Genomic DNA, 22,070 nt, shown 5'->3' with positions numbered 1-22,070 from the left:
TGAATGCCCAGCACCTACGTCGGACCCAAACGCACCGGGCCGAGGTTCGCGCGGTCGAGAATCTGAATGCTGTCCACGAAGCGGATCACCGACGTCGGCAAGTCCATCACCAGTGAATGCGTGCGCGCGCCGCCGCCGAAGAAGCGCACGCCGCGCAGCAGGTCGCCGTCGGTCACGCCGGTGATCGCCACGGCGATTTGCTTGCCGCTTGCCAGGTCCTCGGTGAGGAAGATGCGTTCCTCCGCGTCGGCCACTCCCATCCCCGCCAATCGCTCCCGGTCCGCCTCGTCCCGCGGTTTGAACCGCGCCTGAATTTCCCCGCCCAGGCAGCGCAGGGCCGCCGCGGCCAGCACGCCTTCGGGCGCGCCGCCGATGCCCATCACGGCGTGGTCGGCGGTACCCGCCACGGCCACCGACACCGCCGCCGTGAGGTCGCCGTCGCTGATGAGCTTGATGCGCGCGCCGGCCGTGCGAATTTCCTCGATCAGCGACTCATGCCGCGGCCGATCCAGCACCACCACGGTCAGATCGGCGATTCCTCGTCGCAGCACATCGGCGATGATTTGCAAGTTTTCGTGAACCGAGTAGTCCAGGCTCACGCGGCCGGCCGCCGGCGGACCGACGATCAGCTTGTCCATATACGTATCGGGCGCGTTCAGCAGCCCGCCGCGCTCCGCGATGGCCATGGTGGCGACCGCGTTCGGCAGGCCGCCGGCCACCAGGTTCGTGCCTTCGAGCGGATCGACCGCAATGTCGAACGGTGTGCCGGTCTCGGGACCGACGGTTTCGCCGATGAAGAGCATCGGCGCCTCATCGCGCTCGCCCTCGCCGATGACGATGCGTCCCGCCAGACCGACCTGGTCGAGCGCCGTGCGCATGGCGTCCACCGCCAGCGAGTCGGCGTGTTTGCCGTCGCCGTGCCCCATGGCGCGGGCCGCGGCCACCGCGCCGGCCTCCGTCACCCGGGCCAGGGCCGAGGCGGCCGGACGATTAGCGGCGATCACGAATCAGCTGCTCCCCGCGCGCTCGCGCGGCCAATTGTGCCCACGCGAATGGTCACTCTCCACCTCATGCCATGCACCGCAGAGGCCCAATGTGAGTCCGTCATTCCCGCGAAGGCGGGAATCCACCCCTCATTGAACCTGGGGGCGGAGAGGATACGCTCGGTCATCCCCAAGCCCGGCCACTTGTGCTACTCGCGATGGTGCGCCTCGACCGGTTTGCCGCCGGAGTCGACGAACTGCTTCAGCCCCAGCTGCAGCGTGTTCCACCCCAGCACCGCGCACTTGATCCGCACCGGAAACTGCCGCACGCCTTCCAGCGCGATGCCGTCGCCCAGCAGGTCCTCGTCCGGTTCCTCGCCCTCCAGCATCATGCCGCGCAGCGCCTGGACGATTTCGCCAATCTCCCCAATCGGACGACCCTCGATCGCCTCCGTCATGATCGACGCCGACGCCTGGCTGATGGAGCACCCGTGGCCGGCAAAGCGCACGTCGGTCACCGTCCCGTCCGCGATGTCGAGCCAGAGCGTGACCTCGTCGCCGCAGAGCGGATTGGCCCCTTCGACCACCACGTCCGCGTCGTCCAGCGTGCCGCGGTTCCGCGGGCGCTTGTAGTGATCCATGATCACTTCGCGATAGAGGTCGTCCAGCGCCATCTCAGATCGTGCCGAAGAAGCGCTGCGCCTTGTCCACGCCCTCGACCAGCCGGTCGATCTCGTCCGTTGTGTTGTAGAGATAGACGCTGGCGCGCGCGGTGGCGTGAACGCCCAGCTTGCGCATCAGCGGCTGCGCGCAGTGGTGCCCGGCGCGGATGGCAATGCCTTCGCCGTCGAGCACCGTCCCCACGTCATGCGGGTGCAGGTCATTCACCGTGAACGACACGACCCCGCCCCGTTCCCCGTCCGCGTCCGGCCCATGGACGGTCACGCCGGGCATGTCGCTGAGCACGTTGACCGCATAGGACCCGAGCTGGCGCGAGTGCGCGTTGATCGCATCCATGCCCACGTGTTTGAGGTAGTCCACCGCAACGCCCAGGCCGATCGCGCCGGCAATGTTGGGGGTGCCGCCCTCGAACTTGTCCGGCAGATCCGCCCAGGTGGACGACTCCAGCTCCACCATGCGGATCATGCTGCCGCCGAAGTGCGCGGGCTCCATCGCGTCCAGCAGGGCCTCCTTGCCGTACAGGATTCCGATGCCCGTCGGGCCGGCCATCTTGTGGCCGGAAAACGTCAGAAAGTCCACGTCCAGCGCCTGCACGTCCACTGGCATGTGCGGCGCCGACTGCGCCCCGTCGACGGCGATCACCGCGCCGTGCTCGTGGGCCAGGCGGGCCATCTCGGCCACCGGCGCAATCACGCCGAGCACGTTGGAGACGTGGTGCACGGCCACCAGCTTGGTCTGCGGACCCAGCATGCCGCCGTAGGCGTCCAGGTCGATCACGCCCGCGCCATCCGTGGGGATGAAGCGCAGGCGCGCGCCGCGCCGCTTCGCCAGCGCCTGCCAGGGCACCAGGTTGCTGTGGTGCTCGACCTCGGTGAGCAGGATCTCGTCGCCGGATGCGATGTTCTCGTCGCCCCACGCGCGGGCCACCATGTTGATGCCGTCCGTCGTGCCGCGCGTGAAGACCACCTCGTGCGGGCGCCGGGCATTGATGAACGTGGATATCCGTACCCGCGCGTCCTCGTAGGCCGCCGTGCCCTTCTCGCTCAGGTAGTGGATGCCGCGGTGGATGTTCGCGTTCGTGGTCGTGTAGTAGTCGTGGACGGCCTCGATCACGACCTGCGGCTTCTGCGAGGTCGCGGCGTTGTCCAGGTAGACCAGCGGCTTGCCGCGCACTGCTTGGGCCAGGATGGGGAAATCGCGTCTCAGCGTCACGGTGTCGAGCGGGGCGGCCCGGTCGGCTGGCGCGACGGCGCCGCGGGTCGAGGTGCTCATGTCCTAAGTATCGAACAACACCAGGATTCGGCCCTGCTCGACTTTCGTCTCGTACACCTGCACCGGCAGGATCGCCGGCAGGGTGCGCGGCCGGCCGGTGCGCACGTCGAAGTGGGAGCTGTGGCGCGGGCAACGGACCGTGCCCGCCGACGGATTGAAATCGCCCTCCGACAAGTAGGCCTCGTCATGCGTGCACAGGTCGTCCATGGCGAAAATTTGGCCGTCGACGTTGTACAGGCCCACCGGCTCGCCGTCGATCTCCACCGCCCCCTTTGCGCCCGCGGGAATCGAGTCGATCGGACCGACGTCCACGTAGCCGCCCGCTGCGCCCGGTGGTTGGGTCACGCCTCAGATTCCCGTCGCGCCGTCACGGGTCGGTGCGGGCGCGGTCAGGACCCCGCGCAGCACGTCGCGTACGCCCTCGTGGGGCACGCGGTCCAGCACTGCCTCGAAATAGCCCTCCACGATCAGCTCTCGCGCATGCGCCTCGGTGAGGCCGCGCGAGCACAGGTAGTACAGGTGGCTCGGCTCCAGCGTCGACGTGGTCGCGCCGTGGGTGCAGCGCACGTCGTCCGCCATGATTTCCAGCCGTGGAATCGAGTCCGCGCGCGTGCCGCTGTTCAGCAACAGGTTGCGATTGTTCTGATAGGCGTTGGTGCGTTGCGCCTTCGGGTCCACCACGATGGTGCCGGCGTACACCGAGCGCGCCCGGCCGTCGAGCACGCCGGCGAACAGCAGGTCGCTGGTGCCGTCCGTGGCCAGGTGACCCTGCGTGGTGTGGTGATCCACGAATTGCCGGCCGCCAAGTCTGAACGCGCCGTTCATCACCACACTGGCGCCGGGCTCGGTCAAGCTCGCCTCGACTCGGGCCTTGTGAAACCGTCCTCCGACCGTCACGTTGGTGCCGGTGAACGTGGCGTCCCGGCGCACCATGGCGCGCTGCGACAGGATCGACCGCGTGCCGGACGACAGGCCCTGAACGTGCGTGTAGGTGAGGTGTGAGCCGGCGTCGGCGAACAGCTCCGTCGCCCCATTGACGAGCGCCTGAGAGTCGCTCGCGGCGTCCGCCCACCACTCCACGATCGCCGCCTGCGCGCCCTCGCCGAGCGAGGCCAGCAGGTGCGGCTGCCGCAGCGCCGCGTCGTCGCAGACAACCACCAGGATCGGTTGCGCCAGCACGGCGCCCCGCGGCACGTGCACCAGGGTGCCGCCCTGCCACAGCGCGGCGTTGAGGGCCTGGAACTTGCCCTGCCCCGGCGTGACGGCGGTGGTGCTCAGCCGATCGCGCACCAGCTCCGGCCGGGTGCGCGCGGCCTCCGCCAGGTCCAGCGCCACCACGCCCGCCTCACGGGCCTCCGGGCTGATGTCGATCACGCGCGCGCCGGCGGCGCTCACCAGCATGGTGACGCTCGGCGACAGCGCTGCCGCGGGCACCGTTGCAGGCACTCGGTCAAGACTGTCCAGCGACGGCGCCGGCGTCAGCGACTCCCATTGCAGCCACCGCAAATCGGTGCGCCGCCACTCCTCGTCGGTGCGTTCGGGGTTCGGCGTCGCCTCGTAGACGTCCCACGCGGCTCGGCGGTGCGCCCGCAGCCAGTCCGGCTCCTGTCCTGCGTCGGCAACCTCGTCGATCGCTTGACGGGACAGACCGGGCGCCCGCGCGTCAATCGCCATGCGCGAGCGTCCTTCGTTGGGCACCGGCCCGGATACTGAGCCTGCTCGGGTCCAGTCGGGCTATCCGATCGAGCCTTCCATTTGCAGCTCGATCAGGCGGTTCATCTCCACGGCGTATTCCATCGGCAGCTCGCGCACGATGGGCTCGATGAAGCCGCTCACCACCATCGCCATGGCCTGCTCTTCGGTCAGCCCGCGGCTCATCAGGTAGAAGAGCTGCTGCTCGCCGATCTTGCTCACCGTGGCCTCGTGCTGCACGGCGGTGTTGCTTTCCTCGATGTCCATGTAGGGATAGGTGTCCGACCGCGACTCGTCGTCGAACAGCAGCGCGTCGCAGACCACGTTTGACTTCGAGCGCTCCGCGCCCGGCAGCACGCTCACGTGCCCGCGATAGCCGGCGCGGCCGCCGGCCCGACTGATCGACTTGGACGTGATGATCGACGAGGTATCCGGCGCGGCGTGCACCATCTTCGCCCCGGCGTCCTGGTGCTGCCCCTCGCTCGCGAAGGCGATGGACAGCACCTCGCCATGCGCGCCCGGCTCCATCAGGTAGACCGCCGGATACTTCATAGTGACCTTGCTGCCCAGGTTGCCGTCGATCCACTCCATCGTGGCGTCGCGGTAGGCCACCGCGCGCTTCGTCACCAGGTTGAAGACGTCGGTCGACCAGTTCTGGATCGTCGTATAGCGGCAGCGCGCCCCTTCCTTGACAACGATCTCCACCACTGCCGAGTGCAGCGAGTCCGTGGCGTAGATCGGCGCCGTGCAGCCCTCCACGTAATGCACGTAGGCCCCGGGCTCCACGACGATCAGCGTGCGCTCGAACTGCCCCATGTTCTCCGCGTTGATGCGGAAATAGGCCTGCAGCGGCACCTCGACCTTCACGCCCTCGGGGACGTAGACGAAGCTCCCGCCGCTCCACACCGCGCTGTTGAGCGCGGCGAACTTGTTGTCGCCGTTGGGGATGATCGTGCCGAAATACTCGCGCACGATGTCCGGGTGCTCGCGCAGCCCGGAGTCCATGTCGAGGAACACCACGCCCTCGCGCTCCAGGTCCTCGCGGATGCTGTGGTAGACGACTTCCGAGTCGTACTGCGCGCCCACGCCGGCCAGGAACTTGCGCTCCGCCTCGGGAATGCCCAGGCGGTCGAACGTGTTCTTGATGTCGTCCGGCACGTCGTCCCAGCTGCGCGCCTGCCGGTCTTGGGGGCGGATGTAGTAGTAGATGTCGTCGAAGTCGATGCGTGACAGGTCGGCGCCCCAGGTCGGCACGGGCTTGCGCTCGAACTGCCGCAGTGACTCCAGCCGGAACTCGAGCATCCACTCCGGCTCGTCCTTCTGGCGGGAGATCTCGCGCACGATGTCGGCGCTGAGCCCCTTGGGCGACTTGTATACCGGCTTGATGTCGTCGTGGAACCCGAACTTGTAGCTATCGAGTCCAATGTCCGCCGACTTCACCGCCATTCGCTATGCCTCCTGTGCCGCCGTCATGGCCTCGTAGCCGCTCTCGTCAAGCTTCAGCGCGAGCTGCTTGTCGCCGGTGCGCGCGATGCGCCCGTCGATCAGCACGTGCACCACGTCCGGCACGATGTAGTTCAGCAGCCGCTGGTAGTGCGTGATGACCAGGGTGGCCATGTCCGCGCTGCGCAGCGTGTTGACCCCATCGGCCACGATGCGCAGGGCGTCGATGTCCAGGCCCGAGTCCGTCTCGTCGAGAATCGCGAGATCCGGCTGCAAGACCGCCATTTGCAGAATCTCGTTGCGCTTTTTCTCGCCGCCGGAGAAGCCCTCGTTCAGGTAGCGGCTGGCGAACTTCATGTCCATGCGCAGCAGCCGCATCTTCTCCATCATCAGCCGGCGAAACTCCATGGCCGATATTTCTTCCTCGCGCTGCGCGTTGAGCGCCATGCGCAGGAAGTTGGACACGCGCACGCCGGTGATCTCGGACGGGTATTGGAAGGCCATGAACATGCCCAGGCGCGCGCGCTCGTCGGTGGCCAGTTCCAGGATGTCCTGGCCCTTGAACGTCACGCTGCCGCCCGTCACCTCGAAGGCGGGGTGGCCCATCAGCGTGTTCGCCAGGGTGCTCTTGCCCGAGCCGTTCGGCCCCATAAGCGCATGCACCTCGCCCTTGGGTACGTGCAAGTCGATGCCCTTGAGAATCGGCATGCCGTCCACGCTGACGTGCAAGTCTTGGATGACAAGCGCGTCCGCGCCGCTGCCGTTATGCATGTTGCAGCCTCGGTCGTCTCAGCGTGAAGAGATCCTCTCCGGCTCCGGGGCGTCGGCTAAATCAGGGCGCACAACACCCGGAGCCACCTAATCGAAGCTATCACCGCGTACCGTTCGCCCGCAAATATTGACAGGAAACTCTGCGAAAAAGCCCAGGCAACTGACGACTGAATGCCTTCCCTCGCGAATTGTCATTCCGAGCGGAGCGAGGAATCTAAGGGGCTAGCCATCGACTACAGCGCCCGTAGCCTCCTCAGACCCGTCGCCCTCCGTCATTCCGGTGACAGCCGGAATCCAGTCGAGTCGAAGCCGGTCGCGTGCTGCATGGTCGGCGTAGGGGCGAGTTTCAAACCCGCCCGCGTTGAGCCCCTGCCATGGGCCCACTACCCACCCTCCACCGTGGTTTCGTAGGCTTGGGCCGGTACGCGAACGGCGACGGCGGCCGCAGGTGGCCGGCGCGGCGCGCGCGCCCAGAGGAGCCATGGCACACCAGCGAACCCGACCCCGCGCCGAGTGGCAGGAGCAGCTGGCCAAGGGCGTGCGGGACGTCCGTGAGATTCCGGGCCTCACCGAAGAGCAGTACCAGCAGCTCGAGGCCATCGATGAGGAATACCCCTTCTTCACCACGCCCTATTACCTCAGCCTGATCGAGAAGTGGGACGCCAGCGACCCCATCTTCCTGCAGCAAATGCCGGACGCGCGGGAGTTCGAGAACCCCAACTTCCTGGAGGACGACCCGCTCGACGAGGAAGACGACATGCCGGTGCCTCACCTCACGCACCGCTATCCCGACCGCGTCCTATTCGTCGTCACGCACACCTGCGCCATGTACTGCCGCTTCTGCACCCGCAAGCGCAAGGTGGGCAAGAACCCGGTGCCCCGGCCCGAGGAGCTGCAGCGCGCCATCGACTACATCGCCGAGCACCAGGAGATCCGCGACGTCCTGCTCAGCGGCGGTGATCCCCTCACCCTCACCGACTCGGCGCTCGAATGGATCGTCAGCCGTTTGCGCGCGATTCCACACGTGGAGCTCATCCGCATCGGCAGCAAGATCCCGTGCGTGAATCCCGAGCGCATCACGCCCGAACTCTGCGAGATGCTGGCCAAGTACCACCCGTTCTACCTCAACACGCACTTCAATCACCCGCGTGAGCTCACGCCCGAGGCCGTGCGCGCCTGCGGCTTGCTGGTCGATCACGGCATTCCCGTGGGTTGCCAGACGGTGCTGCTGCGCGGCGTCAACGACGATCCCGAGGTGATGAAGGAGCTCATGCACGCGCTGCTCAAGGCCCGCGTCAAGCCCTACTACATCTACCAGGCCGATCTCGTGAAGGGCACCGACTACTTTCGGACCTCGGTGCAGAAGGGGCTCGAGATCATCGAGTCGCTGCAGGGGCACACCACCGGTTTCGGCGTGCCCACCTACGTCATCGACGCTCCTGGCGGCGGCGGCAAGATTCCCGTCACTCCCGATCGCATCGTGCGGCTCACCGACGACGCCATCACGCTGCGCAACTTCGAGGGCGACGTCTACGAGTACCCCGCGCACGGCTACTCGCGGGACCACGCGGACGGCGACGCGGCCGGCGGCAACGGCGACCCCGAGGTCTCGCGCGCGTACCCGATCTACGACTAGGCGACCTGCCGTCGCGGGCGTGACGACGCCATCCGGCGAATGAGTCCCATGCGCCTAACCCGACTCGGCGACACCGGCTGGTCGGTGGTCGCCCTGTTCGCCGCGTTTGCCTTCGTCTCGTTCAGCACGGCCGTCATCGGACCGGTGCTCGGCCAGCTCGACGACGAGTTCGGGGTCAGCTACGCATCCTTGGGATTGATCGCCGGCATGCAGGCGCTCGGCCGCGGGGTGGCCATGATCCCGGCCGGCCGCGTGGCCGACCGCTACCCGCCGCGCCTGCTGGTGAGCCTCGGCGGAGTGCTCATGGTCATCGGCTCCCTGGCGTCGGCGGCCGCGCCGGTCTATCCGATCCTGGTGTTCGGCACGGCCGTGATCGGCGTCTCCATGGCGTTGATCTTCACCGCCGGCATGGCTCACCTGATCCGCAGCGCGCCGACCGAGGAACGCGGGCGCACGATGGGCCGCGCCATGGCCGGGTGGGGGCTGGGGTCGCTGCTCGCCCCGCTCGCGGCCGGGGCCCTCGCCAGCGCCTTCGGTTGGCGCTCGGTCTTCCTCTTGGCCGCCGTGCTCAGCGTGGTGGTGATCCCGCTCGGATTGAGCATTCGCGGCGCCCTGCCCCGTCCGCCGGAGCTTTCGCCGTCCGAACCGCAGCGTCGCTGGGCGCTGGGCCTGACCCGGCGTCTGGTTCCCGTTGTGGTCGTGAGCGCGCTCATTTGGGGCAGCGGCAGCGCGATCATGCGCCTGGTGCTGCCCCTCTACGGCAGCGAAGGCGCGCAGCTGACCCCGGCGCTCATCGGCGCCTGGCTCAGTGTCTTTGCCGCCGTCACGTTCGGCTTGATGCTCGTCAGCGGCAACATTCTCGACCGGCTCGGACGTCTGACGGTGCTGCTGCTCGCCGCGATTCCCGGTTTGCTCGGCGGCTTCGTCCTGCTTCTGCCCATCGGCCTGGTGCCGTTCGTCCTGTTCGGCCTCACGAAAGCCGGCATTGGCTTTTCGATGCCCTTGATACCCGTCCTCGTCGCCGACCGGTCCCCGCCCGCGCATGTCGGACGCTCCATGGGGATCGTCCAATTCCTCACGGATATCGTGAATCTGACGCTGCCGTTGGCGCTCGGCGCGCTGCTGGACGTGAGCGGCTTCGGCGCCGTGGGCATTTTCTTCATCGTCGCGTTCGCGGCCGCCGCGATCATCGGCGCGCGCGTCATCGCCGCCAATCCGCGGCGACCGCCGGAAGCGGAACCCGACACCACCGTCCCCGCCGCCGATCCCGCTTCGCCACCGGTGGCCTGACCCTCCGCCCGCGGCCGATCTTGTAGGGGCGCCCCTTGTGGGCGCCCGCCGTCCTAAGGAATCGCCGCTCCCGACACGATCAATTCCCCGTCGCCGAGAATCAGCGACTCGATCCGCATGGGAACGCGCGGCAGCCCGGCGTCAACGGTCCGCGTGATCAACTCCAGCAGGGCGGTGGTAATGAATCCCGGCGCGTGAATGTCGCCCACCTGCATGCGCCGGATCGCGACGCGCCGCTCGCTCTGCTCGATCGCCACCTCCAGGTCGACCCGGAAGTCGAAGTTCAGCCCCACGGACATCAGTTCGCCCGTGAGCACGATCACGTCCGGGCCAAACGACACTTGCAGGCGCTCAATCGATCCCCACCAATCCGACTGTCGCCCCCAATCCGAGATCAACGCACTGATCTCGTCGTCCGAAAAGATGATCTGCACCGGCTGGGACGCCCCGCTGGCGCGGGCTCGCGCGCTCACCACGCCGAACTGCGCCACCTTGTCCATCGCCGAATCGGCGACCTCGGGCGATTCGACGATCTCCGTCAGGTCGCCGCGGTCCACCCGGCCAATGGCCGCAAAGAATCCGATCACGATCACCAGGGCGAAGAGGGCCACGATCAGCCACAAAATGAACACCATCAGCCGGCGCATCTAGACGTCGCCCCAATGGGAATCTCTTGCGTATCGCTTCGTCATTCCCGCGAAGGCGGGAATCCACCCTTCATTGAACCTGGGAGCGGATTGGGTTCGCCCGGTCATCCTCAAGCATGGCCAAGCCTTGCAAGGATCCCTTAAGGGGAGAGAGATAGAACCAGCCCGGTATTTGATAGCGCGGTGGGGGTCTTTCGAGGCTCGGGCCGGGAATATCGACCTCGGATCCACTGGTTGCCGCTGGAGGGTCGATCCAGCCCCGTACCGACAGGTCGACGCCCCGACGCCCGTCGCCCGGAATCGCGATCCTCGTCGGCCCTGCCGCATCAATCTCGCACTTCGGCTGGAAGTTGCGCCGCCACTATCGTAAGCATTGGTGGCGGAAGCCAGGCGCGCCGGGCCGAATGGCCGCGAGTGACAGACGTCGGCGCCACGCCGCAGCGGTATGCTGCCGGACGGAAGGACGCGGACTCCGCCGAGCCGCGCCGGTCCAACTGAGAAGGGATGCCCATGGTCGATCGCTCGGATCCCTTGGCGCCCGTGCGCCGCCTCGACGACGGCGTGCTCCTGTTCGACGGCGCCATGGGCTCGAATCTCAACGACTACGAGAACCTCGATCGGGAAGCGCCTGAAGAGGACACGCTGCGCTACCCCGACCACGTCGCCAAGGTCTATGCCGGCTATGTGGCCGCCGGCGCCGACGTCATCTCGACTAACACCTTCGGCGGCAACCTGATCCGGCTCAAGCGGGCCGGGCTGCTCGATCAGGCCGAATCACTCAATCGCCGCGCCGCCGAGATGGCGCGTGAGGCGGCCGGCGACAACGCTTGGGTGGCGGGCGACATTGGCCAGAGCGGAGATTTCCTCGAACCCTTGGGCGAAATCACGCCCGACGAGATGTATGAGGCCTTCGCCGTCCAGGCCGAGCACCTCAAGGCCGGCGGCGCCGATCTCATCCTGTGCGAAACCTTCAGCGACATCCAGGAAGTGCAGATCGCCATCAGGGCCGCCAAGGAAACGGGCCTGCCCGTCTTCGCCACCATGACCTACGACATCAACCTGCACACCATGATGGGCGTGGCGCCGGCCGATGGCCTCCGGGCCTGCGAGGAAGCGGGCGCCGACGTGGTCGGCTGCAATTGCGGCAACGGTCCTGAAGAGATGACGCAGGTCCTGCAGCAGATGGTGGACGCCGGGCCGACACGCCCGCTCATGGCGCAGTCAAACGCCGGCGTTCCCGAGCTCATCGCCGGCAAGGTCTGCTACACCTACCCGCCCGAGCGCATGGTCGAGTTCGCCGCGCGGTGGATCGACCTGGGCGTCGGCGTCATCGGGTCGTGCTGCGGCAGCACCGACCACACCACCAACCTCCTGCGCGAGATGATCGACGGGCGAAACGGCGGAGCCCCGCGCCTGGACTGATCGCACGCCGGCCGAAGGCGTCGCCGCTCAGCAGCCTCTCGGGCGCTCGTCAAACGGGATCAGGCGCCGGATCAGGTTGTCGCGAAACTCCACCGAAATCTCCAGCCCGTTTACCAGTCCCAGGACGGCGTACACCGCTTCGCCGGGCGTGTCCCTGAAGCGATCGTTCGTGTACCCCGCGGTAAATGCATCGATCAGCCTGAACTGTGTTTCCCCGGCAAGCAGCGCCAAACCGCGCAGGAGCCTGAACTGGTGCGCAAACAACGCTGGGCCCCCGTAGCTGCGAGGCTCCAACGCGGGCGACAGGCGCAGCGCGTCGGTCACCGCGCCGCTCGCCGCCATCAGGCGCACCGGCTCCACTTGCCCCCGCCGCGCGCCGTCCGCCAGCAAGGCCAAGTGTCCGATCGCGGGATCGAGCGCGAATATCGCGTTGTCGACGCTCGTCAGGAACCGCAGCAGCTGATGCGAGGCCGCGTGGTGTCCAACGAAGGGACACGTGCGTGAGAGCCGCATAGGCTTTGCATCGACGATCGGGAATCCCACGGAGGATCGGCTTTCCACCGGAGCTTCCAGGATCTCGGCGGTAACCGGCGGCGAGCCGTAGGCATCCGGCGCGGTCCCGTCGGCGGCTTCATTGGAGATCCCCTCGGTCGGCGACGGCGTGGCAGCCAGGGCAGCCGCCTTCGTGGTCTCGCTACCCCGTCCGGCCACGAACGTCAGCGCCACCACTGCCGCCACCGCCGCGAGGGCCACGGCCAGCGCGCCAAAGCTGAGAATCCGCCAACGCCCGCTCACGTCGCCCAGTCCGAACCCTTGGTGCCGCCGTCGCAGCGATCGAGCATGTTCAACGGTGCCGAATTAGCGCCGGCTATCAGGATATCGACATTGGCGCCACGCGACCCGCGGCTCATTTCGGCGGATTGAGCGCGCCGAAAGTCGAGGAAAGCTCTGAAATAGGCCGTGAGCTAGGCCCCCAATCCGTTCGCCCTGAGCTTGTCGAAGGGGTAATCGAACGGATTGGGGGTCGTGCATGCCACGGGTCTTTGATTTCTGCAGAGGTTCCCTATGCGCAGCGCGCCTACAGTCCGGCGGCGTACCCGTCCCGCCGCGGATCGGCCCCGCCGGTCATCACGCCGGTCGCGGGATCGCGCGCCACGCCCTGCATGCCGCCGACGTAATTCGTGAACGCATCCAGCACCTTCACGTCGTGCCCACGCCGTCCCAGCTCGTCGATCGTCTCCGGACTGATCCGCGACTCGATGCGCAGCGCCGTTCCATCGTCCAGAACACCCCGAGGATCCTCAATGGCCTGCTGTACGCCCAGCCCATAGTCGGCCCACTTCACCATCACTTGGGTCTGCGTCTGGCAGATGCCGTGCCCGCCCGGCGTGCCCAGCGCCAGCACCGGCTCGCCGTCGCGGGTCGTCACGCTCGGGGCGATCGGCAGCGACAAAGGCGCGCCCGGAGTCATGTAGTTGGGGCTGTCCGGGTGCAGCTCGCCCCAATTCAGGAAGTTGTTGAGCACCACGCCCGTGCCGGGCACGGCGATTCCCGCGCCGAACGGCGATCCCAGGCTCTGCGTCACGCAAATCAGGTTGCCTTCCGCGTCGCCCACCGAGAGCGACGTCGTGTGCTCGCGCGACCCGGCGATACCGGACGTCGGCTCGCCGAAGAGCTGCGTCCGGGCGCGGATCGGCTCGCCCGACTCCAGCCGCTCGCGCAGCGCCGCCACCTCGGCCTCGCCCAGCATCTCGTCGATCCTGTCGCGCGAGGCGTTCGCGTTCAGAATCCGCTGCTCGGCGGCGAGGCGAATCGCGCGCAACACCACGTCGAGTTGCTCGATGCCGTTGCGCGGCAGCGCGGCGATATCGGTGCCCGCGATGAGCCGCAGCGACTGCAACATCTGGAACCCCTCGGACTGCGGCGGCGGCGTGTGCACCCGCAGTCCTCGATAGCTTGTCGCCACCGGGTCGTCCCAGCGCGGCTGCACCGCCGCCAGGTCGTCCAGCGAGACGCTGCCGCCAAGGGCCCCCAATCGTTCCACCAGCTTGCGCGCCGCCGGACCCTGGTGCAGGGCGTTCGATCCGTCGGCCGCCGCCATCTCCAGCGTGCGTGCCAGATCCTCCTGCCGCAGCACCCAGCCCGGCGCCGGCGACTCGCCGTTGTCGGTATAAATCGCCGACCAGACCTCGTCGCCGGCGCACACCTCCATCGACTCGTCGATGACATACGCGTTGAAATCGGTGATCGGATACCCGTTCCGCGCCAGGTCGATCGCCGGCGCGAAGACCTCGCGCCTCGGACGCAGGCCGTAGGCCGTCAGCAGTTCGCACCACCCGGCCAGGTTTCCGGGAGTCCCGACGCTATGCGGTCCGCGCATCAAGTCCGCGCGAGTCTTGGTCGTGGCGTCGTAGGTGCCCGGAATCGGCGGAATGAAATCCAGCGTGCGAATCCGGCCCTCGCTCGCCGCGAACAGCGTGGCCACGCCCATGCCGGCCACGCCCGACATGTAGGGCTCCACCACGTTGAGCGCGGCCGCCGTGGCAACCGCCGCGTCAACGGCATTGCCGCCCGCCAGCAGCAGCCGCAGACCGGCTTGCGTGGCCAGGGGATGGGCGCTCGACACCACGCCCCGAATCGAAGCGATCAGCGGGCGCGGTCCGTGCATGCGATCCCCTGCGGCCATCGGGCGGCGCATTGTGTCACACGCCGGATTTCAGGCCGCCATGCAGCCTCCAGTCATCGCCGCCCGTCCGTCATTCCGGCGGAGCCTGTCCCCGCGAAGGCGGGGAGCCGGAATCCAGTCCGGCTCCCTCTCCCACGGAGAGAGATGACGCGAGGGGACCCGCGCCCGTCGCCATTTCCCCCACCAGTGTCCTTCCGAGCGCAGCGAGGAATCTAAGGAACCCCTGAATACAGCAAAGACCATGGCATGCACGGACCCCAATCCGTTCGCCCTGAGCTTGTCGAAGGGGTAATCGAACGGATTGGGGTCTAGCCCACGGCCTATTTCAGAGCTTTCCTAAGGGGCGGAAGATCGGGCACAACGCCGGTCAACCCCTCGCGGCCCGTGCCCCTCCGTCATTGCCGCGACGGCCGAAATCCACTCCGATCGACCCCGGAAGCGTCCTCGAACCCTCCGGTAGGGGCGGGTCTCAGACCCGCCCGTTCGAGGTCATCCAAACGACTCCGAACGCGGGAGTCTTTCCCCGCTCGCCGCTCAATACGACTCCGCGATCGCCTCCAGGCCTTCCCGGTCCAGGATCTCGATGCGCTTCCGCCCAATGGCGATCAGCCCGTCCGCCTTCAGTTCATTCAGCGCCTGGGTGGCCGTTTCTCGCGACGTGCCCACGCGCTCGGCCAGGTCGTTGTGCGTCAGCCCCAGCATCTGCCGGGCGTCATCCCCGGTGTGGCGCAAGACGAACGTGGCCAAGCGGGCGGACAGCGACTTGAGCGCCAGGTCCTCGAGTTGCGTCTCCGCTTCGCTCAGCCGCTGCGACAGCGCCTGCATCATGCGCACCGCCACCGTCGGATACCGCTGCATGAGCTGCTCGATGTCGTAGCGGCTCATCGCGCAAAGCACGGACGCTTCCGTCGTTTCGGCAAACGACCCGTACATCGACTGACCCAGGAACGCCATCTCGCCGAAGAACGCCCCCGGCTCGACGGTGGACACCACGAACCGCTTGCCCTCGGGAGAGATGCGGTAGACCTGCACCCCGCCGGACTTGAGGATGAACAGTCCTTCGCCGGTTTCGTCCGGCTGAAACACGATGCGGCCCTTGGGGACGGTCGTCATGCGAAAGACCTGGTGGACATCGTTGATCTGCTGCTCCGACAGGTCACGAAAGATGTCGACTGCCGAGAGGTATTGGCGCTTCCGTTCGGCGACGCTTCGAGCTACCGCCCGCCCGCGCGAGCGACTGGTGGCCGGCTGGGATTCAAGACCCATGCGCTGCCCCTTTCTCCAGACGCGACAGAAGGTCGCTGCGCCACGCCGGGCTCGGATTGCCCAGGTGAATCAATCGACCGTCCAGCACGTATGTTGGCACAGCCACCACCGCCGCCGGCACGCACGCGGACTCGGCGTGCACGTCAACCACCTGCACGGCCAGGTCCGGCGCGGCGCGCGCCACGTCGGCGGCGATGCGCCGCGCGGTCGCGCTCGCGGCGCAGTCGGCGGCTACGAAGACATCCAGGGTTCGCATTGGACTCTCAGGGGCCTCCGATTCAACCCCTTCCCCCTGGAAGGGGGAAGGCTGGGATGGGGGTCAACGGCTGGCGTTCCAGGTGGAGGTAGTCAGACCTTTCCTAGCGGCAGCGTGATTGACAGACCCGTCCGGAGGCAGTGAGTTAGCCCACACTCCTGGCATGCGCGTCGCGAACGAATGGCGCCAGGGTCTCCGCTGAGGGCAGCGGAGCGGCGCGCACCGCCGCAATGTCCTCGGAGATTGCCACCGTCAATTCCCCGGTGTCGCTGAATGTGCGCTGCGGGCGCAGCCGCGAGACGAAGAACAGCCGCATCGGCCGGTCGTAGAAGTCGCCGTCGGCGTCCAGCACGTGAGCCTCCACGACTCGCGGGTGCTCGCCATACGTGGGGCGCGTGCCGATGCTGATGGCGGCGCGCAGCGGCTCGGATCCATCGGCCACGCTCAGGCCCGCATACACCCCGTCCCCGGGCACGCACAGCCAGTCGTCATGCGAGACATTCGCCGTGGCGAAGCCCAGCTTCCGACCCTCGCCCGCGCCGCGCACCACCACACCCTCGAGACTGTAGGTCCGGCCCAATCCGCCGTTCGCGGCGGCAATGTCGCCGCGAGCCAGCGCGGCCCGAATGGTCGAGCTGCGATTGGTTCCGGCGGGGCCATGCCACGCAATCTCGCGGAAGTGAAAGCCCAGCTCGCGGCTCAGCGACCGCAGCACCGGGGGCGTGCCGGCGCCGCCCTTGCCGATCCGGGCATTCGGCCCCGAGACCAGGTCACGCATGCCCGCCTCGTCCCGCAGCCGGGTCAAGAACTCGCGCGGGCTCTGTTGGGCGAATTCGCGATCGAATGTGAGCACGACGATGGCGTCGACGCCGGAGGCTGCCAGCAGCGCCAGCCGGTCATGCAACGTCGTGAGCAACGCGCGCGGTTCCGCCGGGCGCAGCATCCACTCCGGCGGCGGCCAAAGCGTGACCGCCACCGCGCGGGTTTCCGGCCTCTCTCGCGCCGCGTCCAGCGTGGCGCGCAGCAGGGCGCGGTGACCCTCGTGCACGCCGTCGAAGCGGCCCAGCGTGAGCGCCGTCGGCTCGTCCGCCCCGAGAGCGCCAAGGTCCGTGTGCACCGGACAGCCGCCGATCCGTGCGGGCAGGTTCATGCGGCCGCCACCATCACGCGGAGCTTTCGCCACTCGCCGCCCGTATGCTCCGCCACTCCCAGAAACGCGCCGTCGGCATCGTAGAAGCGATGCAGACCCGTCTGCTCGGACCGGGAGCCGAGGCGGCGTCCGTTCACGAAATCGTCCCGTTCGTCCGCCTCGACCAGGCATGCGGGCACGTCGTCCAGTACCGCGTCCGGCGCGTGCACCAGTTCCGCGACCTCCGCCGGCGACGCCCGCCGCAAGTCCGCCAGGCCAATGGCGTCGGCCAGGCGAAACGGGCCGACCGCGGTGCGCACCAGCGCCAGCAACGACGCCCCACAGCCCAGCGCCTCGCCGATATCGCGGGCCAGGCTGCGGATGAACGTCCCGCGGCCGCACCGCACGTCGAGGGCCACGACCAGCGCCGGTTGGCCGGGCCCACCGCCGTCCAGCAGCAGCCGGTCGCCGCACACCGCGGTCGTGACCGTGGCCTGCGCCACGGCTGTGATCGCGTGCACCTCGACCTCCCGCTCGGGGAGCGTGAATTCCTCTCCCGCTCGAGCGCGCGCATAGGCCCGCCGACCGTCAACCTGCACTGCCGACGCTGCCGGCGGGCGCTGGTGCAGCGTGCCGACGAACCTCGGCAGCACATCGAGGACTTCCGCCGGTTCCGGAGACGGTTGCAACGGGCGCATCACGGCGCCTTCCAAGTCGTCGGTGGTGGTTTGCACGCCAAAGAGCACGGCCGCAATGTAGGTCTTGGGCGCGCGCAGCAGGTATTCGCTGAGCCGCGTGGCGCGGCCGATCGCCAGCGGCAGCACCCCCGCGGCCAGGGGGTCCAGCGTGCCGCAGTGGCCCACCTTTTGCCGGCCCAGGCAGCCGCGCGCCGCCTGCACCAGCGCCGTCGACCGCGCCCCGATCGGCTTGGCCGTTACGAGGAATCCGCTCGGAACGTCAACCGGCGAGGACACAAGAGGTCAGCCTGGACGGCGCGCCGTGCGTTGGGGACCGGCGCTCACTCGGACCGCTCGGCGGGGAGGCTCGCGCCGGGGTTCGACTCGTCGCGCTCCTCGTCCAGCAGCTGACGCATGCGCTCCTCCGTGACCATCCCCGGATCCAGTTGGAATCTGATTTCGGGGGTGAAGCGCAGCCGCAGGCGGGCGCTCAGCTCGCGCCGCACCACGCCTTCCGCTCGTTCCAGCGCCGCGATCGATTCTTCGCACTGCTCCGCGTCGCCAAGCACGGTGACGAAGATCGTGGCGCGGCGTAGATCGGGGCTCACCTGCGCGTGATTGACTGTAACGAGCCGGATATTCGGGTCGCCCAGCGTGAACCTCACGATCTCACTGGCTTCGCGGGCGATCTGGGCGGCAATGCGCTCTGGGCGGCGCGTGGGCATGCGGGCGACTCCGACGATCAGGGCTGCCGGGTCTCGGTGTGGAAGACCTCGATGATGTCGGCAAGCTCGATGTTCGTCGTCGTCTGGATGCCCAGGCCGCAGTCAAACCCTTCGCGCACTTCATCCACCGGGTCCGCAAACCGCCGCAGCGTACTGATTCGGCCTTGGCCAATCTCCTCGCCGCGGCGCAGGATGCGCACGTCCGCGCCCCGATAGATGCGTCCGGTCAGCACCATGCCACCCACGATCTGCAGCGTGCGCTCGCTGCGGAACTCGCCTCGGATTTCGAGTTGCCCGTCGACCACCTCGAATTCCTCGGGCTCCAGCATTCCTCGCAGGGCGGCGTCGACCTCGTCGATCAGCTCGTAAATCGTGAAGTAGACCCGCACGTCCACGCCTTGGCGATCGGCCTCGGCGCGGGCGGCCGGGTCGATCCGCACGTCGAATCCCACCACGATGCCCTCGGCGGCGGCGGCCAGATTCACGTCGGATTCGGTGATGGTCCCCACGCCCTCGTAGATCACGACGGCCCGGGTGCGGGCCTCGCCGACATCGGCCAGCGATTTCACCACCGCGGCCGCCGCGCCGTCCGTGCTCGCCTTCACCACCACGCTCAGTTGGTGGAGCTGGCCCGCGGTCATCTGCGCCGCCAGTTGCTCCAGGCTCAGCCGGATCGCCTGCTCGCCGCCGCCGCGTTGCGCCGCCGACCGCTCGGCGCGGCGGCGGCGTTTGCTCCGCTTCGTCGCCCGAAGCTGATCGCCGGCGGTGGGGGTGGATTCCAGGCCGACCACCTGCACCGGCGTCGACGGACCGGCCTGCTTGAGCCGCTCCCCGGTGTGGTCGAACAGCGCGCGCACGCGACCCTCGACGTTCCCCACTTGCACCTGGTCGCCGACGCTCAGCGTTCCGCTCGTGACGATGGCGCTCGCAATGGGCCCCTGGCTGCGGTCGAGCCGCGTCTCGATCACCGTGGCGACCGCCGGCCCGTCCGCGGGCGATCGCAACTCCTCCAATTGCGCCGTCAGATTGATGTACTCCAGCAGTTCGTCGATGCCGTCGCCTTGCTCCGCCGACAGGGGCACCGCCACGACGTCCCCGCCGTAGGCCTCCACCACCACCTCATGCTCCGTCAGCTGCTGGTACGCGCGCTCCGGGTTGGCCGTCGGCAGGTCGATCTTGTTGACCGCCATGATCATCGGCACCCCGGCGGCCCTGGCGTGCCCGATGGCCTCGACCGTCTGCGGCATCACGCCGTCGTCGGCGGCCACCACCACCACCACGATGTCGGTCACTCCGGCGCCGCGCGCCCGCATGGCGGTGAACGCTTCATGGCCCGGCGTGTCGATGAACGTGATGGCGCCCTCATCGGTCGTCACCTGGTAGGCGCCGATGCTTTGCGTGATCCCACCGTGCTCGCCCGCGGCGACCTGGGTCTGTCGGATGGCGTCGAGCAACGTGGTCTTGCCGTGGTCCACGTGTCCCATGACCGTTACCACCGGCGGGCGCGGATCGCCCGTCGGCGCCTCATCGTCGGCCGGCGCGGCTTGCTCAACTTCGGCTGCTGCCGCCGGGGCGTCGGTCTCCTCGTCGGTGACGTCGACGCCGAGCTTGGCCAACACCGCGCGGGCCGTGTCCCGATCGATGGCGGCATTGATGGTCGCCAGCACGTTGCGCGAGAGCAGCTCGACGATGATGTCGGTGCTTTCGACTTGGGCGCGTTCGGCGATTTGCGCAATGGTGGCCGTCTCGGGCAGGGGGACGGTGCGCATCGGCGCGGCTTCCGGCGCCGCGGGCGCCGGCGCAGGCGCGGCCGGAGACGGCGGCGGGGCCTTGCGGCGGCCGCCGGGTCGATGGGGTGCGCGCCGCGCCGGGCGGCGACCGCGCGCCACGCTAGTCGCTCATCGCGGGCTGAAGGCGCCGCTCATGGGTCGCCTCTATCTGATGGCCGAGGGCTTCGATCGTCGAATCGGGAATGCTCACACGCAACTGTGCCGCCAGCGCGCCGCGTTTGATCGCCGCGGGCCAGCATGTCTCATCGCGGCAAATGTACGCCCCGCGACCGGGCGCGCGCCCGGTCGCGTCCAACTCGATCGCTCCCGTGGGGGTCCGCACGATGCGCACAAGCTCGCGCTTGGAACGCTTGGTGCGGCAGGCGATGCAGGTGCGCTGAGGCTGATGACGCAGAGCTATGTCTCCGCGGATCCGGCCGCTGGCCGCTCAGCGGTAGCGCCGGCCGTGTCTACATCCATATCTCCGGCCTCGTCGGCGGCATCGCTGGACTCGATGTCCCCCGCGGCATCCGCGTCGGTCTCGTCTTCGTCCGGCGCGGCTACGCCGCGGGCTTCCGCGGGCGCCGACGCGTCGCGAATGTTGATGCGAAAGCCGGTCAGACGCGCGGCCAGCCGCGAGTTTTGCCCTTCGCGACCGATCGCCAGCGACACCATGTCCGGATGCACGAAGACATCCGCGGTGCGTTCGGCGTGGCTGATGTGCACCGTCTGCACCCGCGCCGGGCTCAGCGAGTTGGCCACGAACGCGCTGGGGTCGGCCGCCCACTCAATGATCTCGGCCTTCTCCTGGCCCAGCTCGCGAAGGATGTTCTGAATTCGCGTGCCGCGCATGCCCACGCAGGCGCCAACCGGGTCCAGCCCGTCCTGCAGCGAGCGCACGGAAACCTTCGAGCGCACGCCGGCGTCGCGGGCGATGCCGGTGATCTCGACCAGGCCGTTCTGAATCTCCGGCACCTCGCGCTCGAACAACCGGCGCACGAAGTCCGCGTGCCCGCGCGAGACCCGCAGCTGCGTCCCTCGGCCGCCCTCCGCGACCTCGAGCAACAGCACGCGCAATCGCTGGCCCACGCGATAGAACTCGCCGGGAATCTGCTCGGCCACGGGCATGACGGCCTCGGCGCGGCCCAACTCCACGAACACTCCGCGCGACTCCACCCGCGTCACCCGCCCGACCAGGATCTCGCCCTGGTGCTCGATGAATTGGCTGTAGACCTCCATCTGCTCCGCGTCACGCAGCGCCTGCTGCATGGCCTGCCGCGCGCGCTGGGTGGCGATGCGCCCGAAATTCGGCGGCGTCACGTCGATCTGGAAAATCTCGCCCAGGGGCACCGTCTCGTCATAGGCCTGGGCGTCGCTCAGCGAGATCTCCCGAATCGGATCGGTCACCTCGTCCACCACCGTCTTGTTGGCGTAGATGGTGGCCTCGCCCGTGTCCGGCGAAATCTCGACGTCAATGTCGTCGTACTCGTTGCTGGAGTCGAGATAGGCGGACGCTACCGCCGTGCGAAGAGAGTCGAGGACGGCATCCACCTGGATGCCCTTCTCGTCGGCAAGCTGCTGCAAGGCGAGAATGAACTCGCTGCGCATCGCTGCCTCCTTCGGCCGTTAGTTCGAGTCCCTCCCCAGAGACAAAGAAAAGCGGGCCGCGTCCGCCAATATGTCGCCGCTAGGCCGCTCCCTCGGAGTATATCACCGAGCGATGTG

At 68.2% G+C, this 22,070-nt stretch carries 21 protein-coding genes; 3 read left to right on the top strand and 18 right to left on the bottom strand.

Annotation, left to right across the window (positions count from 1 at the left end; translation table 11 throughout):
* Positions 1 to 14: 14 nt before the first annotated feature.
* From glpX to sufC, 7 genes are all read right to left on the bottom strand, one after another.
* Positions 15 to 1,001 (bottom strand): class II fructose-bisphosphatase, encoded by a 987-nt coding sequence (glpX, locus tag OXG79_06630; GenBank protein ID MCY3783445.1) that lies wholly within the window; start codon positions 999 to 1,001, stop codon positions 15 to 17.
* A gap of 191 nt (positions 1,002 to 1,192) precedes the next feature.
* Positions 1,193 to 1,657, bottom strand: a complete 465-nt coding sequence (locus OXG79_06625) for an SUF system NifU family Fe-S cluster assembly protein (GenBank protein MCY3783444.1) — start codon at positions 1,655 to 1,657, stop codon at positions 1,193 to 1,195.
* 1 nt (position 1,658) lies between these two features.
* Positions 1,659 to 2,936 (bottom strand): cysteine desulfurase, encoded by a 1,278-nt coding sequence (locus tag OXG79_06620; protein MCY3783443.1) that lies wholly within the window; start codon positions 2,934 to 2,936, stop codon positions 1,659 to 1,661.
* A 3-nt stretch (positions 2,937 to 2,939) separates the two neighbouring features.
* The gene (locus OXG79_06615) at positions 2,940 to 3,281 is read right to left on the bottom strand and encodes a non-heme iron oxygenase ferredoxin subunit (GenBank protein MCY3783442.1); all 342 of its coding nucleotides are present in this window, start codon (positions 3,279 to 3,281) and stop codon (positions 2,940 to 2,942) included.
* A 3-nt stretch (positions 3,282 to 3,284) separates the two neighbouring features.
* Positions 3,285 to 4,610, bottom strand: coding sequence for a Fe-S cluster assembly protein SufD (sufD, locus tag OXG79_06610; GenBank protein ID MCY3783441.1), 1,326 nt, complete (start codon positions 4,608 to 4,610; stop codon positions 3,285 to 3,287).
* Between the two features lie 60 nt (positions 4,611 to 4,670).
* Positions 4,671 to 6,074, bottom strand: a complete 1,404-nt coding sequence (gene sufB, locus OXG79_06605; protein ID MCY3783440.1) for a Fe-S cluster assembly protein SufB — start codon at positions 6,072 to 6,074, stop codon at positions 4,671 to 4,673.
* Positions 6,075 to 6,077: 3 nt separating this feature from the next.
* Positions 6,078 to 6,842 carry a Fe-S cluster assembly ATPase SufC gene (sufC, locus tag OXG79_06600; GenBank protein MCY3783439.1) on the bottom strand — a complete coding sequence of 255 codons (765 nt, stop codon included), beginning with the start codon at positions 6,840 to 6,842 and terminating at the stop codon, positions 6,078 to 6,080.
* A 481-nt stretch (positions 6,843 to 7,323) separates the two neighbouring features.
* Here sufC and OXG79_06595 point away from each other — a divergent pair, with 481 nt between their 5' ends.
* Both OXG79_06595 and OXG79_06590 read left to right on the top strand, forming a co-directional pair.
* Positions 7,324 to 8,478: a KamA family radical SAM protein gene (locus OXG79_06595; protein ID MCY3783438.1), complete on the top strand. Its 1,155-nt coding sequence runs from the start codon at positions 7,324 to 7,326 to the stop codon at positions 8,476 to 8,478.
* 48 nt (positions 8,479 to 8,526) lie between these two features.
* Positions 8,527 to 9,768, top strand: a complete 1,242-nt coding sequence (locus OXG79_06590; GenBank protein ID MCY3783437.1) for an MFS transporter — start codon at positions 8,527 to 8,529, stop codon at positions 9,766 to 9,768.
* 53 nt (positions 9,769 to 9,821) lie between these two features.
* On the opposite strand, the gene OXG79_06585 is transcribed toward OXG79_06590, so the two are convergent.
* Positions 9,822 to 10,415 (bottom strand): hypothetical protein, encoded by a 594-nt coding sequence (locus OXG79_06585; GenBank protein MCY3783436.1) that lies wholly within the window; start codon positions 10,413 to 10,415, stop codon positions 9,822 to 9,824.
* Between the two features lie 510 nt (positions 10,416 to 10,925).
* Here OXG79_06585 and OXG79_06580 point away from each other — a divergent pair.
* Positions 10,926 to 11,837 (top strand): homocysteine S-methyltransferase family protein, encoded by a 912-nt coding sequence (locus OXG79_06580; protein ID MCY3783435.1) that lies wholly within the window; start codon positions 10,926 to 10,928, stop codon positions 11,835 to 11,837.
* Between the two features lie 27 nt (positions 11,838 to 11,864).
* On the opposite strand, the gene OXG79_06575 is transcribed toward OXG79_06580, so the two are convergent.
* The 10 genes from OXG79_06575 to nusA form a co-directional block, all read right to left on the bottom strand.
* Complete coding sequence (locus tag OXG79_06575; GenBank protein ID MCY3783434.1) at positions 11,865 to 12,632, bottom strand: hypothetical protein; 768 nt, start codon at positions 12,630 to 12,632, stop codon at positions 11,865 to 11,867.
* Positions 12,633 to 12,915: 283 nt separating this feature from the next.
* Positions 12,916 to 14,505 carry a gamma-glutamyltransferase gene (locus OXG79_06570; GenBank protein MCY3783433.1) on the bottom strand — a complete coding sequence of 530 codons (1,590 nt, stop codon included), beginning with the start codon at positions 14,503 to 14,505 and terminating at the stop codon, positions 12,916 to 12,918.
* Positions 14,506 to 15,057: 552 nt separating this feature from the next.
* Positions 15,058 to 15,789, bottom strand: a complete 732-nt coding sequence (locus OXG79_06565) for a Crp/Fnr family transcriptional regulator (GenBank protein ID MCY3783432.1) — start codon at positions 15,787 to 15,789, stop codon at positions 15,058 to 15,060.
* Positions 15,779 to 16,045: a hypothetical protein gene (locus OXG79_06560; GenBank protein MCY3783431.1), complete on the bottom strand. Its 267-nt coding sequence runs from the start codon at positions 16,043 to 16,045 to the stop codon at positions 15,779 to 15,781. Before OXG79_06560 ends, OXG79_06565 begins: the two co-directional genes overlap by 11 nt.
* Positions 16,046 to 16,190: 145 nt before the next feature.
* Positions 16,191 to 17,195, bottom strand: coding sequence for a bifunctional riboflavin kinase/FMN adenylyltransferase (locus tag OXG79_06555; protein ID MCY3783430.1), 1,005 nt, complete (start codon positions 17,193 to 17,195; stop codon positions 16,191 to 16,193).
* Positions 17,192 to 18,148 carry a tRNA pseudouridine(55) synthase TruB gene (gene truB, locus OXG79_06550; protein ID MCY3783429.1) on the bottom strand — a complete coding sequence of 319 codons (957 nt, stop codon included), beginning with the start codon at positions 18,146 to 18,148 and terminating at the stop codon, positions 17,192 to 17,194. Before truB ends, OXG79_06555 begins: the two co-directional genes overlap by 4 nt.
* Before the next feature lie 44 nt (positions 18,149 to 18,192).
* Positions 18,193 to 18,576: a 30S ribosome-binding factor RbfA gene (gene rbfA, locus OXG79_06545; protein ID MCY3783428.1), complete on the bottom strand. Its 384-nt coding sequence runs from the start codon at positions 18,574 to 18,576 to the stop codon at positions 18,193 to 18,195.
* Between the two features lie 17 nt (positions 18,577 to 18,593).
* The gene (gene infB, locus OXG79_06540; GenBank protein MCY3783427.1) at positions 18,594 to 20,345 is read right to left on the bottom strand and encodes a translation initiation factor IF-2; all 1,752 of its coding nucleotides are present in this window, start codon (positions 20,343 to 20,345) and stop codon (positions 18,594 to 18,596) included.
* A gap of 121 nt (positions 20,346 to 20,466) precedes the next feature.
* Positions 20,467 to 20,733 (bottom strand): YlxR family protein, encoded by a 267-nt coding sequence (locus OXG79_06535; protein ID MCY3783426.1) that lies wholly within the window; start codon positions 20,731 to 20,733, stop codon positions 20,467 to 20,469.
* Positions 20,734 to 20,762: 29 nt separating this feature from the next.
* A complete protein-coding gene (nusA, locus tag OXG79_06530; protein ID MCY3783425.1) occupies positions 20,763 to 21,953 on the bottom strand; it encodes a transcription termination factor NusA in 1,191 nt (396 codons plus the stop codon).
* Positions 21,954 to 22,070 lie beyond the last annotated feature (117 nt).

It is taken from the genome of Chloroflexota bacterium, from assembly GCA_026706485.1.
GTDB lineage: Bacteria > Chloroflexota > UBA11872 > UBA11872 > UBA11872 > JAJECS01.
Note: the sequence above shows the minus strand (reverse complement) of the source record. Positions and strands in the feature narration are given on the sequence as shown.

Bases quoted from the DNA above. Each gene is read 5' to 3' on its own strand.
- OXG79_06625 (MCY3783444.1), bottom strand. From the start codon at position 1,657: ATGGCGCTGGACGACCTCTATCGCGAAGTGATCATGGATCACTACAAG.
- OXG79_06620 (MCY3783443.1), bottom strand. From the start codon at position 2,936: ATGAGCACCTCGACCCGCGGCGCCGTCGCGCCAGCCGACCGGGCCGCC.
- sufD (MCY3783441.1), bottom strand. From the start codon at position 4,610: ATGGCGATTGACGCGCGGGCGCCCGGTCTGTCCCGTCAAGCGATCGAC.
- sufB (MCY3783440.1), bottom strand. From the start codon at position 6,074: ATGGCGGTGAAGTCGGCGGACATTGGACTCGATAGCTACAAGTTCGGG.
- sufC (MCY3783439.1), bottom strand. From the start codon at position 6,842: ATGCATAACGGCAGCGGCGCGGACGCGCTTGTCATCCAAGACTTGCAC.
- OXG79_06595 (MCY3783438.1), top strand. From the start codon at position 7,324: ATGGCACACCAGCGAACCCGACCCCGCGCCGAGTGGCAGGAGCAGCTG.
- OXG79_06590 (MCY3783437.1), top strand. From the start codon at position 8,527: ATGCGCCTAACCCGACTCGGCGACACCGGCTGGTCGGTGGTCGCCCTG.
- OXG79_06585 (MCY3783436.1), bottom strand. From the start codon at position 10,415: ATGCGCCGGCTGATGGTGTTCATTTTGTGGCTGATCGTGGCCCTCTTC.
- OXG79_06580 (MCY3783435.1), top strand. From the start codon at position 10,926: ATGGTCGATCGCTCGGATCCCTTGGCGCCCGTGCGCCGCCTCGACGAC.
- OXG79_06570 (MCY3783433.1), bottom strand. From the start codon at position 14,505: ATGCACGGACCGCGCCCGCTGATCGCTTCGATTCGGGGCGTGGTGTCG.
- OXG79_06565 (MCY3783432.1), bottom strand. From the start codon at position 15,789: ATGGGTCTTGAATCCCAGCCGGCCACCAGTCGCTCGCGCGGGCGGGCG.
- OXG79_06560 (MCY3783431.1), bottom strand. From the start codon at position 16,045: ATGCGAACCCTGGATGTCTTCGTAGCCGCCGACTGCGCCGCGAGCGCG.
- OXG79_06555 (MCY3783430.1), bottom strand. From the start codon at position 17,195: ATGAACCTGCCCGCACGGATCGGCGGCTGTCCGGTGCACACGGACCTT.
- rbfA (MCY3783428.1), bottom strand. From the start codon at position 18,576: ATGCCCACGCGCCGCCCAGAGCGCATTGCCGCCCAGATCGCCCGCGAA.
- infB (MCY3783427.1), bottom strand. From the start codon at position 20,345: ATGCGCACCGTCCCCCTGCCCGAGACGGCCACCATTGCGCAAATCGCC.
- nusA (MCY3783425.1), bottom strand. From the start codon at position 21,953: ATGCGCAGCGAGTTCATTCTCGCCTTGCAGCAGCTTGCCGACGAGAAG.